The organism is Cryobacterium sp. M15 (genome assembly GCF_002929675.1).
Lineage (GTDB): Bacteria > Actinomycetota > Actinomycetes > Actinomycetales > Microbacteriaceae > Cryobacterium > Cryobacterium lyxosi.
In genome coordinates this window covers 360,776-377,722 of the sequence record NZ_PJJW01000040.1, presented here as the reverse complement: position 1 = coordinate 377,722, position 16,947 = coordinate 360,776, and the positions used below count along the sequence as shown (strand labels likewise).

Here is a 16,947-nt window from a genome sequence, read left to right as displayed (position 1 = left end):
ATCGAAGGAATCGCCCGCGATGGAGCGTTTGCACTTGACCCTGACCGAACTCGTTCGGGTAGGTTTCGTTGACCTTGCCGACGTGCGTGTTCGGCTCGACGAGATTGCCCAGCTCGGTGCGAGCAGCCCGCACCGAGCCACCGGTTCAGCTGGCCGGTTGACCGATACTCGGGTATTGCTGCCGCTGCTCACGGCAACGGCAAGCCCGGATGCCGCGCTGATCGCGTTGGTCGCCCTGCTGCGGCAGGGTTCGCCTGAACTATTCGAACTGCTCCAGTCGCCGGCTGCGACCGGGCGCCTGTTGAAAGTCGTCGGAGCGTCCAGCGGAATCACCGAATTCTTCCTCCGGCATCCGGTGGAACTGACGGTTCTGGTCACGCCGTTGACGGTGCTGCCGAGCGTCGACGAGCTGGTCCGCGACCTGTTGGACTCTGTCGGCGCGACCGAGGGATTCTCCCGCCTGGTCGATGATGCAGCGTGGATCGCTCTCAGGGTGCGCTACCGTCGCCGCTTGGCGCAGCTCGCCGCCTTCGACCTCGAACAGGCCGACCCGGTTGCCGGGCTCGACGGCATCGCCCGTACCCTGTCCGATCTCGCCACGGCGGCGCTCGAAGCCGCATTAGCGGTTGCCCGCACCATGTGCAGCGGCGATACGGCCGGGCGCGCTGTCTTTGCTGCCGACCAGGTGCGCGCAACGCGCCTGGCCATTATCGGCATGGGCAAGGCCGGGGCGAGCGAGCTCAACTACGTGAGCGACGTCGACGTTATCTTCGTCGCGGACGGCGACGAATCAGCCGGTCTGGAAAGTTCTCGGGCTGTCGAGATCGCGACCCGTCTTGCCGTGCTCATCATGCGTGGCCTGGGCGAATCCGGCATCGAACCAGAACTGTGGGAGGTCGACCCCAACCTGCGTCCGGAAGGCAAGAGTGGAGCCCTCGTACGCTCGATCGAATCCCATCTGGCTTACTATGACCGTTGGGCCAAGAGTTGGGAGTTTCAGGCGCTGCTCAAGGCCCGCACGCTGGCCGGTGACCGCGAACTCGGAGCCCGTTACATGGATGCGGTCACACCCAAGGTCTGGAGCAGCGCCGGCCGCGAGAATTTCGTCGAATCGGTCCAGCGTATGCGGGAGCGCGTCACCGACAATATCCCCGACGACGAGGTTGATATTCAGCTCAAGCTCGGTCCGGGCGGACTGCGCGATATCGAGTTCACGGTGCAGCTGCTTCAACTCGTTCATGGCCAGACCGACCCTGCCGTTCGACAGGCTGGCACCCTCCCGGCGCTGGCCGCCCTGGCGACCGCCGGGTATGTGGGTCGAGCCGAAGCGACCGAGTTCGCTCAGGACTATCGCTCTCTGCGCCTGATGGAACATCGGCTGCAGCTGCAAAAACTCCGTCGTACCCACCTGGTGCCACGCGACGAGGCAAATCTGCGGGTGCTGGCCCGTTCGACCGGTCTGGCGACCAGCGCTGCCGGACTCACCGCCCGCTGGTCGGAGACGAAACAAAGGGTGCGCGGCCTGCACGAGCGCCTTTTCTACCGCCCCCTGCTATCGGCGGTGGCGTCGCTGCCGGCCGATGGGCTGAACCTGACCAGTGCACAGGCCGAGGCTCGTCTGGCGGCGATTGGGTTTGTGAACACCAAGGGCGCTCTGGCGCACATCGCCGCCCTCTCCGGCGGAGTGTCCCGGCGCGCGGCGATTCAGCGACACCTCCTCCCCGTCCTGCTGCAGTGGCTGTCGCAGGGGGCAGACCCGGACTACGGCTTCCTGGTCTTCCGGCGCCTGAGCGACAACCTCGGTTCGACCTATTGGTTCCTGCGCATGTTGCGTGACTCCTCGGGTGCGGCCGAGCGCCTCACCAGGGTGCTGTCCGGGAGTCGTTATATCGGCGAGCTGCTGGAGAAGATCCCTGAAGCGGTGGCGTGGCTCGAAGACGAAGCCGACTTGCAGCCTCGACCGCTCAGAGCACTCCAAGACGAAACCCGAGCGGTCCTCGGCCGGCATGAAAGCTCGGATGCCGCCGCGACTATTCTGCGCGCGGCAAGGCGCCGTGAGATGCTGCGACTGGCATTCGCAGCCCTTCTGGGTCAGATCGATCTCGACCAGCTGGGCCAGGGCCTGACGGATGTCAATGCCACCTATATTCAGGGCGTCATCGCAGCTATACGTGGGGGAGACCGGATTGTTCGGGGTGGTCCTGATGGTTCTGATGACAGTACGTCGAGCGGCGACGGAATTGAATTCGGTGTGATCGGTATGGGGCGGTTCGGCGGTGCCGAGCTCGGTTTCGGTTCCGACGCCGACGTCATGTACGTATTCCGCGCTGGTAGTCTCGACGCCGAAGCGGCCAACGACCGTGCCCGGTATATCGTGCGCGAACTCAATCGGCTCACCGAAGACGGGCGTTTGCCGCTCGATCTGGACATCGGATTACGTCCGGAAGGCAGCAACGGGCCTGTCGTACGTTCACTCGACTCCTATCAGGCATACTATCGCCGTTGGTCACTCACCTGGGAAGCGCAGGCGCTCCTGCGCGGTCGCGGTGTGGCCGGCGATGGTGCGTTGCTACGAGACTTCGAGGCCGTGGCCGACGACGTGCGGTACCCCGCAGCCATTAGCGAGCAGGCTGTGCGGGAGGTTCGTCGCATCAAGGCTCGGGTCGAGAACGAGCGCCTCCCGCAGGGCGCCGACCCGAACCGGCACCTGAAATTGGGGCGTGGCTCGCTCAGTGACGTGGAATGGTTGGTTCAGCTGCTCCAGCTACAGCACGGCGCGGCGATTCCGGCGCTTCGCACGACGTCTACTCTGTCGGCATTGGAGGAAGCAGTCAGCGCCGCATTGATACCGGCAGCGGATGCGGCGGTGCTACGCAGCGCGTGGGTCTTTGCGTCCCGCGCTCGCTCGGCCATCACCCTCTGGACGAACCATACCTCGAATGTGTTGCCGACTGATCGCGCCGCCCTCGAGGGCATCGCCCGGGTTATGGAGTACCCGCCGGGGTCGGGTAACCAGCTGGAGGACGACTACCTCGCTGTGACCCGACGTTCCCGCGCCGTATTCGAGCGCCTGTTCTACGGCCCCGTCGAACGTCCCGGGCCAAACGCCGGTTGACGGTCAACACCAGGCTGTCCACCCAGTTCACTCAGCAATATAAAAGGGACCGCATCCAAAGATGCGGTCCCTTTCCAAGAGCCGGATGACCTAAGTGCGGTGCGGTTTAGACCCCGTAGTACAGCTCGAACTCGAACGGGTGCGGACGCTGGGCGAGCGGCTTGATCTCGTTTTCGCGCTTGTACTCGATCCAGGTTTCAATCAGTTCGGGAGTGAACACGTTTCCGGCGAGCAGAAAGTCGTGATCTGCTTCGAGGGCCTGCAGGGCTTCCTCGAGCGAGGCTGGAACCTGGGGAATGTTCTTGGCTTCCTCGGGCGGCAGCTCGTAGAGATCCTTGTCGACGGGCTCGTGCGGCTCAATACGGTTCTTGATGCCGTCGAGTCCAGCCATGAGCTGCGCGGCAAAGGCGAGATACGGGTTACCGGATGCATCGGGAGCGCGGAACTCGAGGCGCTTGGCCTTCGGGTTGGTTCCGGTGATCGGAATGCGGATCGACGCCGAGCGGTTGCCGGCCGAGTAGACCAGGTTGACCGGGGCCTCGAATCCGGGAACGAGCCGGTGGTAGGAGTTGACCGTAGGGTTCGTGAATGCGAGTACGGCCGGGGCGTGCTTGAGCAGGCCTCCGATGTACCAGCGAGCCACGTCGGAGAGTCCGCCATAGCCGGCCTCATCGTAGAACAACGGCTTGCCATCGGCCCACAGTGATTGGTGCGTGTGCATACCGGAGCCGTTGTCGCCGAACAGCGGCTTGGGCATGAACGTTGCGGTCTTGCCCCAGTCGTGTGCCGTGTTCTTGACGATGTACTTGAATTTCAGCAGATCATCGGCGGCGTGAACCATCGTGTCGAATCTGTAGTTGATCTCGCCCTGGCCGCCGGTGCCCACCTCGTGGTGGCTGCGTTCGAGGATGAGGCCCGCCTCGATCAACTTCAGGCAGATATCGTCGCGCATATCGACGTGCTGGTCGACCGGGCTGACCGGAAAGTACCCGCCCTTGAACGGTGTCTTGTTGGCGAGGTTTCCGCCTTCTTCTTTCTTTCCGGAATTCCAGGCGCCTTCGCCCGAGTCAACGGAGTAAAAACTCGTATGCTGATTCACTTCGTAGCGCACATCGTCGAAGATGTAGAACTCCGCTTCGGAACCGAAAAACGCAGTGTCGCCAATGCCCGTGGAGGCGAGGTATTTCTCGGCCTTCTTAGCTACCTGGCGCGGGTCCTTGGAGTAGATTTCACCGTTACGCGGGTTGTAGATGTCGAAGAGCATGATGAGCGTCTTCTCGGTGCGGAACGGGTCCAGGTACGCGGTCGACACGTCGGGAATGAGCTGCATGTCCGATTCGTGGATCGACGCGAAACCGCGGATGGATGAACCATCGAACATTTGGCCAACGGTGAAGAACTCTTCATCGACCGTGGATGCCGGAATGTTGAAGTGCTGCTGCACACCGGGAAGATCGGTGAAACGGATGTCGAGAAACTTGACGTCATTTTCTTTGATGAATTTGAGCACTTCGGACGAATCGCGGAACATGCGGACTAACTCCAGACGACGGGGGCGTAGAAACGGCCGAATCGGACACATCGGCTCCCCTGAGATTAGTATCGCCGCGTTACTTCTCCGTGACGCTTATGTTTCACCCATGTTACAGGGACGGCCTCTCGGTAGACTCATCGGGTGCCAGACTCCAGCTCCCGCCCGAATACTTTTGGTCAGCTTCCGCCCAGTAAATGGCCGGGGGAGCGGCTCGGATTACCGCGGGTCGGGCCCAGTTCTGTTGGCCGCCCGTGGCGACGTCTGTTCGGCTTCGCCATTGACTGGGCGATCGCCATCGGCGTTTCGAGGATCTTCTTCAACTACGACCCGGCCGCGAACCTGATCATCTTCGTCGTTTTGCAGATCGTTTTTATTCCCACGATCGGTGCCAGTGTCGGGCATCGTCTGGTGGGACTACGGATCATCTCCATCCACGGCGGATGGGTTGGACTGTGGCGTCCCGTTGTGCGATCGGTACTCCTCGCACTGGCGATCCCCGCCCTCGTCTGGGATTCAGACCAGCGTGGCTTCCATGACAAGATCGCGGGAACGGTGCTCATCCGCCGGTAACCCGGCAGGACGACGAAGGGCCAGATGCTGTTGCATCTGGCCCTTCGCTTGATCTGTGTCGGATTAGCCGCGTTGCGGACGGGCTTTCATCGGGTCGACACCTTTGGGGATAGGCAATTTCGTACCCATGGAGTTCAGACGGTTATTGACGGCGAGAACCTCGGCCTTGGTCAGAACGGGCTTGATCCGAGTCAGACGACGAGCGAGCTTGTGCAGCGGCACGGCATCCTCGTCGGGGCCAACGGAGATCACGGTTACGCCCACATTTCCGCCAATGCGCACGATCTTGCGCTTTTCTTCATCCAGCATGCGGGCAGTTCGAGTTTTCGGACCCTCACTGATCAACACGACACCGCCGCGGCCGACGGCGCGATAAACCGCATCCTGCGTCTTACCGTTGACGGCTACCGGCATCTCACTACCGACCCACCCCCGCTTCAGTGAGCTCCGCAACACGGCCCCAACGGCGCCGGGCTGTCCCTCAATCTGCGAATACGCAGCCTTCTCCGCGCGTCGGCCGAGAATGATCAGCATCGCCAGAATGCCGGCAAGCACACCGGCAATGATCCACAGCACCATCGTGAAGACGTTGCTGCCGGGAATCAACAGGGCCAGGGCCAGGCTGATCAGAACGGGTATGAGGAAGGCCAAAACCAGAATCCAAACGATGTTCGAGTCGTAGCGCCTCGTCATCTGGAAAACCTGCCACATTTGCTTCAAGCGGCCGGGCTGTTTTGGTTTTTTGGGGGTCTTTTCCTTGCTGCGTGCCATGGGTATAAGACTACCCAGTCACTCGAATGCCGCATGACCGAATTCGATCACGACACGGCTTGGGCGAACCCGAGCTGAGCATCCGCGAGCTGGCGCAGTTCGGCGGGGATCTCGCGACCGGTCGCGACCATGGACTGGGCCCATAGTCGACCGGCGCGATAAGAAGAGCGCACGAGCGGCCCCGAGAGCACGCCGAGAAAGCCGATCTCTTTGGCTTCCTCGTTGAGCTCGACGAACTCCTCTGGGCGTACCCAGCGAGCGACCGGCAGATGCCGGGCGCTCGGGCGCAGGTACTGCGTAATGGTGATGATGTCGGTACCGGCCTCATAGAGGTCGTGGAGCGCCTGGGTGATTTCAGCGCGTTCCTCTCCCATACCGAGGATGAGGTTGGATTTTGTGATCAGGCCGGCGTTGCGTCCCTGCGTGAGCACGTCGAGCGACCGGTCATACCGAAACGCCGGGCGGATTCGCTTGAAGATGCGTGGCACGGTTTCCACGTTGTGGGCGAAGACCTCGGGTTTGGCATCGAACACCTGAGCGAGGTGTTCCGGATTGCCGGAGAAGTCCGGCACGAGAATCTCAACACCGGTGCCAGGGCTCTGCTGGTGAATCTGTCGAATCGTCTCGGCGTAGAGCCAGGCCCCCTCATCGGGCAGATCGTCGCGGGCAACGCCGGTCACGGTGGCATAACGCAGGTTCATCGTGACAACGGATTCGCCGACGCGGCGCGGTTCGTCGACGTCGTAGTCGGCCGGTTTTCCCGTATCGATCTGGCAGAAATCACACCGTCTGGTGCATTGTGAGCCACCGATCAAAAAGGTCGCTTCCCGGTCTTCCCAACACTCAAAGATGTTCGGGCATCCAGCTTCCTGGCACACGGTATGCAAATTCTCGCTCTTGACCAAGCTTTGCAGTTTCTGATACTCCGGCCCCATTTTGGCGACCGTCTTGATCCAAGAAGGCTTACGTTCTATTGGTGTCTCCGCGTTGCGAATTTCCAATCGCAACAATTTGCGGCCTTCGGGTACTGCGCTCATGCGTTAGTCCTGACGTTGTCGAGGCTGGCGGAGGTCTTTTGGGCTGGGTTCACACTTGCCGAACGTCGGAATGCGGCCGTGATGGGGTCAATCAACGCGCCCGGGTCGACCGTGCGTCCCAGCACTCGCGACATCGTGGTCACACCGGCATCGCGAATGCCACAGGCGATGATGCGCGAGTAGGCTTCCAGTGAGTTGCTGCAGTTGAGTGCGAAACCGTGCATTGTGACACCCTGGGCGACGCGAATACCGATGGCAGCGATCTTGTCTTCATGGCCAGCCTCGCCGACCCAAACGCCCGAGCGTCCGGCCACCCGCACGGCGTCGATGCCGAACTCGATCAGAACCTCGATCAGTATGGCTTCGAGGGACCGAACATAGCCGACGACGTCGACGGGTTCGTGCAAGTGCACAATGGGATACCCGACCAGTTGGCCAGGTCCGTGCCAGGTAATCTTGCCACCCCGGTCGACGTCGATCACCGGCGTATCGTCGTCGGGGCGTTCCTCAGGAAGCGTGCGTTTTCCGGCCGTATACACGGCGGGATGCTCCAGTAGGAGGACGGTGTCTGGTCGCTCACGGGCGACGACAGAACGATGGACTGCGCGTTGGAGCTCAAGGCCCTCAACATACGGCACGGAGTTGGCGCTTAGCCCCGCGACGACAAAGTCGAGCATTTGCCCAGTCTAGGGGTGCAGTCGCAAATCTGCGTGCAACGAATACAGCACGCGCGCGGTCACCGAGCGGATTTTTCGACTCCTCCACAACGGCCCGGATCCCCCGCCCTGCACGGATGAGGGGTATGTGCGTCGGTCAGCCGGTTGTGCAGGAGAACATGGTCTCGTGAGACGACGCGCTGAACAGCCCCCGGCTTCGGTCGACGAGAAACAATGGCAGGACTCAGCTCAGCACGCGGCCCACCGTGACGCCGACGATGATCCGAACGCTGTGGCAACGGTGCACACGGAGAGTGTCGTTGCCGGACACCGTGTGATACGTCTGTTAGGCGCTGGAGACCGCGCCGTGGTGTACCTGGGACATTCCGGTTCCGGGAGCGTTGTTGCTCTCAAGGTCTTCCATGCCGCCACCGAATCGGCAAGCGTCGAACTCGACATCGCCGTGCTGACATCGGCCGCCGCGCCGGGACTCGTGCGTCTGCTTGACGTCGCGCAAGTGCGCGACGGCCGCATCTGTCTGATTCTGGAACGGCTCCCCGGTGGGTCCCTCGCCAAATATCTGGTCGAACACCCGTCTCTGTCGCCGGGCGAGGTCGTGACCCTGCTGGCACCGATCACTTTAGCTCTAAGCGCCATGCACGCGGCCGGGTTCGCGCACGGGAGCGTCAGCCAGTCGACAGTTCTGCTCGATGCGAATGGCCGGGCGGTGCTGACCGGTTTTGGTGCTGTTTCACATCTCACCGACGCGCCTCGGGAGCGAATGCGGCGGCTGCGAGTCGATTACGAACGCTTGGGAATTGTCATGATGGCCGTCTTCGAGTCGGTCGATAGAACGGACCCGCACCACGAGAGTGGTGCCACACTGGTGCGAGGATTTCAGGCTACTGTCAATTCCGCCGGGGCTCCAGACGGTGCAGATCGGGCAGCCGGCACCGCACACCCCGGTTCGATCCTCGGCACACTGGAGTACGACCTTTTCGGTTGGGCCGACGCCGAACCGCTTCGAGGTTTTCACACCGACGACCGACGGGACGCACAGTCAGTCACGGTGAATTCCGCCGTCGTCGAGACAGAAACCGGGCAGGTCAACGGGGTTCAGCTTCGCCACACCGCTCTCCAAATTGACCCGGTCAGGTCGGAGGTTTCCGACAACAGCAATTCTCACGATGAAACTCGCGCCGACAAAACGGGCGGCAAGTTCGACAACGACGTGGATTCCGCAGGTTACCGCGGCGAGGAACACGGCGAGGAACTCGGCGGGAGCTTCGACGACAGGGTGCCGCGCGGTCATTTCTCCCTCGGTGGCGGTACTGTTCTCCGCCGTCTCTCCGGGCGGGGCACCGCCCTTTTAAGTGCAGTACAGCAGCGGATGGGCCTCCGTCGAGTATTCGAGGGCATCGTCGACTCCCTGGTCGACGCGCATCCGTTCAACTCTGCAGGGCATGCACTGCGTAAACGTCTTCACGGGCACCATCGGCCCCTGCTGGTGGCCGTTTTCGGAGGCGCCAGCATTCTCATGCTCGCCCTGACTCTGTTCCCCGTATCGGGCCGTGCCGGTGAAACCGGGCCACCCGAGACTGCGGGCACAAACAATGCAGCCCAGGTCAACGGCACGCCAGGGGTCGCCGACAGTCCGACAACACCGACACCTATGGCCGGTGTACCGGCGGATGCCGCGGGCTCCGCCAGCCAGGCGGCAATAGCGGGGGATGACCCGATAGCGGCCGTGCTGGCCCTGCTCGAGCGTCGGGCTGCGTGCCTGGCCACCACGTCCCTGGTCTGCCTGGTCGACGTGGACCAGACCGGATCGGCCATGCTGGCGTCAGATAGCTACGACGCCCGTGAGCGGCAACAGGGTCTATCCGGCCGGGAAATCGCCGACTATGCCAGCTACTCACCGTCACTGGCTGAACGCAGCGGCGACCTGGCCGTCGTCGTGCTGACCCCGGTGCCTGGGCAGCAAAAAAGCCAGCCGGCCTCGGTCCTTGTGGTCAAGGGCGAGGGCGGCTGGCGTCTTCGGGAGATTTTCGACTACTGAACTGCGCCAAAACCGCAGGTGGTCCAGAGCGGAAAGTTCGAGCTGTTAGATGCCGAGGTCGCCCTCGAACGCACCGGCCTCGAGCCGCGTCTTCATCGTGGTGAGGAAGCTGGCTGCATCCGCACCGTCGATGATGCGGTGGTCGTAAGAGAGGGCGAGGTACACGCTGGATCGGATTGCGATCGAATCAAGGCCGTCGTTGGTGACAACAAGCGGCTTCTTGTAGACGATTCCGGTTCCGAGAATGGCGCTCTGCGGCAGGAACACCACGGGCGTATCGAACAGGGCACCGCGCGAACCGGTGTTGGTCAGCGTGAACGTTCCACCACTCAGTTCGTCGGGCTTGAGCTTGTTATCCCGCGTGCGAGCGGCGAGGTCCGCGATTTGAGCGGCAAAACCAGCCAGGTCGAGTTCCCCGGCGTTGCGAACGACCGGAGTCAGGAGGCCACGCTCGGTATCCACGGCGATGCTGATGTTTTCCTGGGCCGGGTACACGATCGTGTCACCGTCGATCGTGGCGTTCACGATAGGGATAGCACGAAGCGCCTCGGCGGCAGCCAGAGCGAAGAACGGCAGGAACGAGAGCTTGTTGCCGGTCTTCTCGGCGAATGCTCCTTTGACCCGATCGCGCAGCAGGGCTACGCGGGTGACATCGACTTCGACCACTGTCGTGAGCTGAGCGGATGACTGCATCGAGATGACGGCACGCTCGGCGACAACCTTGCGTAGGCGGGACATCGGCTGGGTCGTTCCGCGAAGTGGTGAGATCTCGATGGCAGGCGCGGCCACAGCAGTACTCACTGCGGAAGCGGCCTGAACGATGTCTTCCTTTCGGATGCGTCCGCCCACGCCGGTGCCACTGACCGTCGACAGGTCAACGCCGGCTTCGTTCGCCATTTTGCGCACGATCGGCGTGACGTAACCGCTGGTTCCGGCGTGTGAGCCCCGAGCCGCAGGGGCAGCGGATGCCTGAACGGCGACCGGTGCCGGGGTGGCGGCCGGTGCCGGAGCAGCGACCGGTGCCGGAACAGTAACCGGTGCCGGAGCAGCGACCGGTGCCGGGGTGGCGACCGGTGCCGGGGTGGCGACCGGTGCCGCAGCAGCGACCGGTGCCGGAACAGTAACGGGTGCCGGAGTTGCCACCGGTGGCGCAGCAGCGACCGGTGCCGGAACAGTAACGGGTGCCGGAGTTGCCACCGGTGGCGCAGCAGCGACCGGTGCCGGAGTGGGCGCAACGGGCTCGGGTGCTGCGACGGCAGCCGGTGCCTCAGCAGCCGGTGCCTCAGCAGCCGGTGCCTCCGCGATGGGAGCGGCTGGTGCGGAGCCATCGCCGATAGTGACAAGCGGGGTTCCGACCTCGACAGTCTCGTCCTCCTGCACCAAGATGGCTTCGATAATGCCGGCGACCGGGGACGGAATTTCCGTGTCCACCTTGTCGGTCGATACCTCGAGCAATGGCTCGTCGACCTCCACGCGGTCGCCCACGTTCTTTAGCCAGCGGGTGACCGTGCCCTCTGTGACACTCTCTCCGAGTGCCGGGAGGCTGACGGATTCGCTCATGCGTATGTCTCCTTCAAAACCGTTTGCTTGTCTGAAAATTGGATAAGAATGCGCGAACCGACTACATCGCGTGGAGCGGTTTGCCGGCCAGAGCCAGGAAAGCCTCACCCAGCGCTTCGTTCTGGGTCGGGTGCGCATGCAGGAAGGGTGCGATGTCTTCGGGGAACGCTTCCCAATTCACCACGAGCTGGCCTTCGCCGATGAGTTCGCCGACGCGGGCGCCGATCATGTGAATGCCCACGATGGGGCCGTCCTTGACCCGGACCAGCTTGACCGAACCGGCGGTACCAAGAATGGAGCTCTTGCCGTTTCCGCCGAGGTTGTATTCGTAGGTGGAGACCTGGTCGGCACCGAATTTGTCAGCGGCCTTGGCTTCGCTGTAGCCGACGGAGGCAACTTCGGGATCCGAGTAGGTGACCTTGGGGATATTCAGGTCGTCGACGAGGATCGGGTTGAGTCCGGCAATTTCCTCGGCGACGAAGATACCCTGCTGAAAACCGCGGTGGGCGAGCTGCAGTCCTGGCACGATGTCGCCCACGGCGTAGACGCCGGGGAGGTTCGTGGCGAGGCGTTCGTCGGTGATGACAAATCCGCGATCCATGGTTACGCCGACCTCGTCAAAGCCGAGTCCAGCGGTGACCGGGCCGCGCCCGACGGCAACAAGCAGCAGGTCGGCCTCAACGGTCGCGCCATTCTCGAGCGTGACGACAACGCCGGAGTCGGACTGGGTGACACTCTGAAAGCGGATGCCGAGGGAATACTCGATACCGCGCTTGCGGAATGCGCGCTCGAGTTGCTTGGAAATCGACTCTTCCTCGTTGGGCACGAGGTGAGGCAGGGCCTCGATGATCGTGACATCGGCACCGAAGGACTTCCAAACGCTCGCGAATTCGACGCCGATGACGCCGCCGCCCAGCACGGCGACCTTCTTCGGAACGTAGTCCAGGGCGAGTGCGGTCTCGCTCGTGATGACGCGCCCGCCGATCTCGAGCCCGGGCAGCGAGCGGGAGTAGGAACCAGTGGCCAGGATCACGTTCTTGCCGACGATCAGGTCGTCGCCAACCTGAACGGTGGTCGGAGAGACCAGGTGGCCTTCGCCCTCGATCACGGTGATCCCGCGCGCTTTGACCAGGCCCTGGAGTCCCTTGTATTTGCTCGCTACAATGCCTTCGCGGAACGCGTTGACGGCGGCCATATCAATACCCTCGAACGCGGTCTTGACGCCGTATTTGGCGGCTTCACGGCTGACGTCAGCTACCTCGGCCGAGTGCAGGAGGGCCTTGGTCGGAATGCAACCGACGTGCAGGCAGGTGCCGCCGAGCTTGCCTTTCTCGATCAGACCAACGGTGAATCCCAGCTGCACGGCACGCAGCGCTGCTGCATATCCACCGCTTCCGCCACCGAGAACGACAATGTCAAAATTCTGTTCCGACACTCAGCTACTCCCTCGCGCATTACGCTCCATCACGACGGCCGACAGATTTTGCAGATCGGCAGCGTGGATTGACAAGCTTTTCTTGCCCCTTCGACTGTACTACGGGCGTGAAAAGTCCTCGGCCAGTCGAAGAAGCGCCCGAACGGACACCCCGGTTGGTCCGACACCGGTGAATCCCCAACCTGATCCGGAATTCTGAGCCGGGCCGGCAATGTCGAGGTGAGCCCACGGAATGGTCTGGCCGGCCGTATCTGTTCCGATGAATTCCCGCAAAAATATCCCGGCGAGAAGCATCCCGCCGGCCGAGCTGCCAATTTTTGCATTTGCGATGTCGGCGACATCCGAATTGAGCGTGGCGCGCAATTCGTTTGGGAATGGCATAGGCCAGGCCGTCTCACCGGTCGCGGCGCTGGCCGCGAGCACGTGCTGCACGAGGATGTCATCTCCCATCGCGCCGAAATACCTGTTGCCAAGGGCCACGACAGCAGCACCGGTCAGGGTAGCGACGTCGATGATAGCGTCGGGGTGTTCTTCACCCGCGGCGACGAGGCCGTCTGCGAGCACGAGGCGACCTTCAGCATCAGTGTTGAGCACCTCAACGGTACGTCCGCCGCGCATGCGCAGCACGTCGTTGGGGCGGATGGCTGATCCCGACGGCATGTTTTCGGCGATGCACATCCACGCCGTGATGCGTACTGGGAGCTGGAGCCGGGCTGCAGCTACGATCACCGCAAGGACAGTGGCGGCCCCCGTCATGTCGTACTTCATACCCACCATCGATGCCGGCGGCTTGAGAGAGAGTCCGCCGGTGTCGAACGTGATGCCCTTGCCGACGAGGGCGAGGTGTTTGCCGGCCCCATTCGGGCTATAGCTGAGCTTGACCAGGCGCGGCGGGCGGGTGGAACCCGCACCGACACCGGCAATGCCACCGAACCCGTCGGCGGCGAGCTGATGCTCATCCCAGACGGTCACGTCGAGCGGTAGTCCACGTGCGGCGTCGACCGCCAGGTCGGCGAGCGAGGCCGGGTACAGGTCGAGCGGCGGCATATTGACGAGGTCCTTCACCAGAGCAATCGCCTCGGCACTGATGCGGGCGCGTTCCAGAGCGGATGATGCCGGGGTCGTAGTGTGCACGACGACACTCCGGGCAGGCAGTTTGGTCGCCGCCAACGAACTGTGCCGGTACGCCGTGTAGGCGTAGCCGCCGAGGGCGGCGCCTTCAAGGACAGCTTCGACCTGGTCGGCGTCGTCCAGGGGAAGTGAGAATGCCACTGAGGCTGCACCGCTCAGCTGACGCACGGCAGACCCAGCCGCGTGTCGAAGGGCCTCGGTGTTGAGTAGGCGTCCCAGTCCGACGATGGCGATGCTGCGCGGCGCCCCGGCCATGACCACCAGGCGCACCACCTCGTCACGTGCGCCGGTCGCATTCAGGAGCAGCAACTGGGCTGTCACCGACGCGATCAGATCGTCACCGAGCGTGACATCCGCGAGCAACCGCACCCCGTCATCCGTTTGGAGCGAAGCAAGAATGAGGATCTCGGCGGGGGAGCCCGACGCGGACTCGGTGGACAGGGACAGGGTGGGTACAGTCATATGAAGATGGTATCCGTGGGGCCCAGCCACCCGCTCCCGGTTGTTCGCTCTCGGCACGATGGTGAAAGCCCCAAAAGACTGCACGAATGGGCGCCTCGGATTAGAGTTAAGGAATGCCAGACCCCGAGGAGCTCTACAAACTCACCGCCGACGCCGATGGCGTTCCGGAGGGACTCCACCTCGTCATGGGACTGACCGGCTTCGCGGATGCCGGTGGCGCGGTAGCGCAATTCACCGACTATTTGCTGACCACCCTGGATCACACCGTCGTGGCGTCGTTCGATACCGACACCCTGCTCGACTATCGGGCCCGACGCCCGATCATCTACTTTGATCAAGATCACCTCACGAACTACCAGCCACCATCGCTCCAGCTGTACCTGGCCCGCGACGAGATCGGTCAGCCGTTCCTTTTTTTGACCGGCTTCGAACCAGACTTCCGCTGGGAGCAGTTCACGGCGGCCATGCTGCAGCTCGTCGACCGATTCACTGTTTCCTCCACGACCTGGGTGCACGCCATTCCGATGCCCGTCCCGCACACCCGCCCGATCGGTGTGACCGTCAGTGGTAATCGTTCCGACCTCATCGAAAACCGATCCGTCTGGCGACCGCACACGCAGGTAGCCGCCAACGTTCTACATCTTCTGGAGTTCCGCTTGCAGGAACGCGGCGCATCGACGGTCGGCTACGTATTACTCATTCCGCATTACCTGGGTGATACCGAGTTTCCAGCCGCAGCTCTCAGCGCGTTGGAAAGCACGAGCGCGTCGACGGGTTTGATCTTTCCCACCGATCACCTACGTGAGGCAAACAGAGAATTTGTCGCTCGCATCGACGATCAGGTGCAGGGCAATCCGGAGCTGGCCAAGCTTGTGGGCACCCTCGAGCAGCGGTACGACGCCTATATGGAAGGGAGCCCGCTGCGTTCGCCACTCACCGATGAAGACGGCGAGCTGCCGTCAGCCGATGAGATCGCTGCCGAACTCGAGAACTTTCTGGCCCTGCGCCGCAGCCGCGATGACGGTCCTGTCAGCTGAAACCATCTCACAGCACCAGGTGAACCGGCTTGAAGTGCCGGTCAGGATGAACGCGATAGACTTCATTCAGTGAACTCTCGCCGATCCACCTTGATCTTTATCATCGGGTCGTTCGCGTACCTGTCGGCCGTGCTTCAGCGAACGTCAATGGGGATCGCTGGGGTGGCTGCCACGGAAAAATTCGGTGGATCGGCCGCTATTCTCTCGAGCCTGGCCGTCGTGCAACTCATCGTCTACGCCGCCGCGCAGATCCCGGTTGGGGTCTTGATCGACCGATACGGTCCGCGAGTGCTCATGATCACGGGAACCGCGCTCATGGTCACCGGGCAGATCACACTGGCACTGGCACCGGAAATCTCAGTCGCTGTCATCGGCCGCATTCTCGTTGGAGCCGGTGATGCGACCATTTTCATTTCGATGATCCGCCTCATCAGCTCCTGGTTCAGCGGTCCCATCGTTCCCCTTTTGTCCCAGTGGACGGGCAACATCGGCCAACTCGGCCAGGTGCTCTCCGCGGTGCCCCTAGCGTGGTTACTGCATACGAGCGGCTGGACAACGGCCTTCCTTTCAGCGGCCTCTGTGGCTGTTGTCGCCCTGATCGTGGTCGTCATTTTCGTGCAGGACCGCCCCAGAGACGTCACTGAACACGTGCATGCCAACAGCCTCGGAATGGCGCTGACCCAGCTGCGGCACAGTTTTCGTCGCCCGGGCACCCAGCTCGGATTCTGGTCCCACTACGTTACGCAGTCTTCCGGTACCGTGTTCAGCCTGTTATGGGGCTATCCGTTCATGGTCTTCGCCCTCGGCTACGAACCGGCGTTCGCGGCCGGCATGTTGACCGTTTTGGTCGGCGCAGGCCTGGTTTTCGGACCAATTCTAGGCCTGCTGACGGCGCGTCACCCGCTGCGCCGCAGCAACATTGTGCTCGCCATCGTGACCGGTATCGGTGTCGCTTGGGCGATCGTGTTGCTCTGGCCCGGTGTTCCCCCACTCTGGACGATAGTGCTGTTGCTTGTCGTGCTCGGAATCGGCGGGCCCGGATCGCTGATCGGCTTCGACTTCGCGCGCACCTTCAATCCACAGCGAAGCCTGGGCTCGGCTAACGGCGTCGTCAACGTCGGAGGCTTCACCGCGAGCTTCGTCATGATGTACCTGATCGGGTTACTTCTCGACCTTCAAAACGGATGGCGCATCGCCGGGGGAGCGGCGAGTGACCTGTATGCGCTCGACGCATTTCGGGTGGCCTTCACAGTTCAGTACCTCGTCGTCGGACTCGGCATCGGGTTTCTGGTGCATGCCCGTCGGCGTACCAGACGCCAGCTTTCCCGTGACGAAGGAATAGAAGTGGCCCCTATCTGGGTTGCACTGTCACGAGAGTGGAAACGGCGTAGCAAAGAATAGTAGTAGATGTCGTGGCTTGTCGTCCAGACAAACCGTGCAATACTTGATTCTAGGACCCGTTCTGGTCCGGGGCATCCCGAAGTCACTTCGGTATGGGTATCCCGGGACTTGACATGGGTCCAAGTTCTGCCCAAAAACGCTTCTGGCTCCTTTTGGTTCCGAGAAGCAGGTACGACTCC

Annotated in this window: 12 protein-coding genes; 5 read left to right on the top strand and 7 right to left on the bottom strand. The window is 62.5% G+C overall.

What is annotated here, in order from left to right; all coding sequences use genetic code 11:
- The first annotated feature begins 19 nt into the window (after positions 1–19).
- Complete coding sequence (locus tag CXY83_RS14900) at positions 20–3,115, top strand: bifunctional [glutamine synthetase] adenylyltransferase/[glutamine synthetase]-adenylyl-L-tyrosine phosphorylase (protein WP_104198076.1); 3,096 nt, start codon at positions 20–22, stop codon at positions 3,113–3,115.
- A 106-nt stretch (positions 3,116–3,221) separates the two neighbouring features.
- Here the strand turns inward: CXY83_RS14900 and glnA are convergent, their stop codons facing one another.
- Positions 3,222–4,646 carry a type I glutamate--ammonia ligase gene (gene glnA, locus CXY83_RS14895; protein ID WP_104198075.1) on the bottom strand — a complete coding sequence of 475 codons (1,425 nt, stop codon included), beginning with the start codon at positions 4,644–4,646 and terminating at the stop codon, positions 3,222–3,224.
- A 144-nt stretch (positions 4,647–4,790) separates the two neighbouring features.
- On the opposite strand from glnA, the gene CXY83_RS14890 reads away from it, so the two are divergent.
- Complete coding sequence (locus CXY83_RS14890) at positions 4,791–5,219, top strand: RDD family protein (protein ID WP_104198074.1); 429 nt, start codon at positions 4,791–4,793, stop codon at positions 5,217–5,219.
- 63 nt (positions 5,220–5,282) lie between these two features.
- Here the strand turns inward: CXY83_RS14890 and CXY83_RS14885 are convergent, their stop codons facing one another.
- The 3 genes from CXY83_RS14885 to lipB are packed head-to-tail and all read right to left on the bottom strand — an operon-like array spanning position 5,283 to position 7,704.
- On the bottom strand, positions 5,283–5,990 hold the full coding sequence (locus CXY83_RS14885) for a DUF4191 domain-containing protein (protein WP_104198073.1): 708 nt from the start codon (positions 5,988–5,990) through the stop codon (positions 5,283–5,285).
- 47 nt (positions 5,991–6,037) lie between these two features.
- Positions 6,038–7,027: a lipoyl synthase gene (lipA, locus tag CXY83_RS14880; RefSeq protein WP_104198072.1), complete on the bottom strand. Its 990-nt coding sequence runs from the start codon at positions 7,025–7,027 to the stop codon at positions 6,038–6,040.
- Positions 7,024–7,704: a lipoyl(octanoyl) transferase LipB gene (gene lipB, locus CXY83_RS14875; protein ID WP_104198071.1), complete on the bottom strand. Its 681-nt coding sequence runs from the start codon at positions 7,702–7,704 to the stop codon at positions 7,024–7,026. Before lipB ends, lipA begins: the two co-directional genes overlap by 4 nt.
- A 166-nt stretch (positions 7,705–7,870) precedes the next feature.
- Between lipB and CXY83_RS14870 the strand changes: the two genes are divergently transcribed.
- Entirely contained in the window at positions 7,871–9,742 is a 1,872-nt protein-coding gene (locus tag CXY83_RS14870; RefSeq protein ID WP_146069946.1) for a protein kinase, read from the top strand.
- Positions 9,743–9,787: 45 nt separating this feature from the next.
- On the opposite strand, the gene CXY83_RS14865 is transcribed toward CXY83_RS14870, so the two are convergent.
- The 3 genes from CXY83_RS14865 to CXY83_RS14855 form a co-directional block, all read right to left on the bottom strand.
- A complete protein-coding gene (locus CXY83_RS14865) occupies positions 9,788–11,302 on the bottom strand; it encodes a 2-oxo acid dehydrogenase subunit E2 (protein ID WP_104198069.1) in 1,515 nt (504 codons plus the stop codon).
- Positions 11,303–11,363: 61 nt separating this feature from the next.
- Entirely contained in the window at positions 11,364–12,737 is a 1,374-nt protein-coding gene (lpdA, locus tag CXY83_RS14860) for a dihydrolipoyl dehydrogenase (RefSeq protein WP_104198068.1), read from the bottom strand.
- A 99-nt stretch (positions 12,738–12,836) separates the two neighbouring features.
- On the bottom strand, positions 12,837–14,330 hold the full coding sequence (locus tag CXY83_RS14855; protein WP_104198067.1) for a leucyl aminopeptidase: 1,494 nt from the start codon (positions 14,328–14,330) through the stop codon (positions 12,837–12,839).
- Positions 14,331–14,443: 113 nt separating this feature from the next.
- On the opposite strand from CXY83_RS14855, the gene CXY83_RS14850 reads away from it, so the two are divergent.
- Both CXY83_RS14850 and CXY83_RS14845 read left to right on the top strand, forming a co-directional pair.
- A complete protein-coding gene (locus tag CXY83_RS14850) occupies positions 14,444–15,367 on the top strand; it encodes a proteasome assembly chaperone family protein (RefSeq protein ID WP_104198066.1) in 924 nt (307 codons plus the stop codon).
- Positions 15,368–15,436: 69 nt separating this feature from the next.
- A complete protein-coding gene (locus CXY83_RS14845) occupies positions 15,437–16,768 on the top strand; it encodes a nitrate/nitrite transporter (RefSeq protein WP_104198065.1) in 1,332 nt (443 codons plus the stop codon).
- The last annotated feature ends 179 nt before the right edge of the window (positions 16,769–16,947 follow it).

Excerpts from the sequence above, each read along its gene's own strand:
- CXY83_RS14850 (WP_104198066.1), top strand. The coding sequence starts at position 14,444 with ATGCCAGACCCCGAGGAGCTCTACAAACTCACCGCCGACGCCGATGGC.
- CXY83_RS14885 (WP_104198073.1), bottom strand. The coding sequence starts at position 5,990 with ATGGCACGCAGCAAGGAAAAGACCCCCAAAAAACCAAAACAGCCCGGC.
- glnA (WP_104198075.1), bottom strand. The coding sequence starts at position 4,646 with ATGTTCCGCGATTCGTCCGAAGTGCTCAAATTCATCAAAGAAAATGAC.
- lipA (WP_104198072.1), bottom strand. The coding sequence starts at position 7,027 with ATGAGCGCAGTACCCGAAGGCCGCAAATTGTTGCGATTGGAAATTCGC.
- CXY83_RS14855 (WP_104198067.1), bottom strand. The coding sequence starts at position 14,330 with ATGACTGTACCCACCCTGTCCCTGTCCACCGAGTCCGCGTCGGGCTCC.
- CXY83_RS14900 (WP_104198076.1), top strand. The coding sequence starts at position 20 with ATGGAGCGTTTGCACTTGACCCTGACCGAACTCGTTCGGGTAGGTTTC.
- CXY83_RS14865 (WP_104198069.1), bottom strand. The coding sequence starts at position 11,302 with ATGAGCGAATCCGTCAGCCTCCCGGCACTCGGAGAGAGTGTCACAGAG.
- lipB (WP_104198071.1), bottom strand. The coding sequence starts at position 7,704 with ATGCTCGACTTTGTCGTCGCGGGGCTAAGCGCCAACTCCGTGCCGTAT.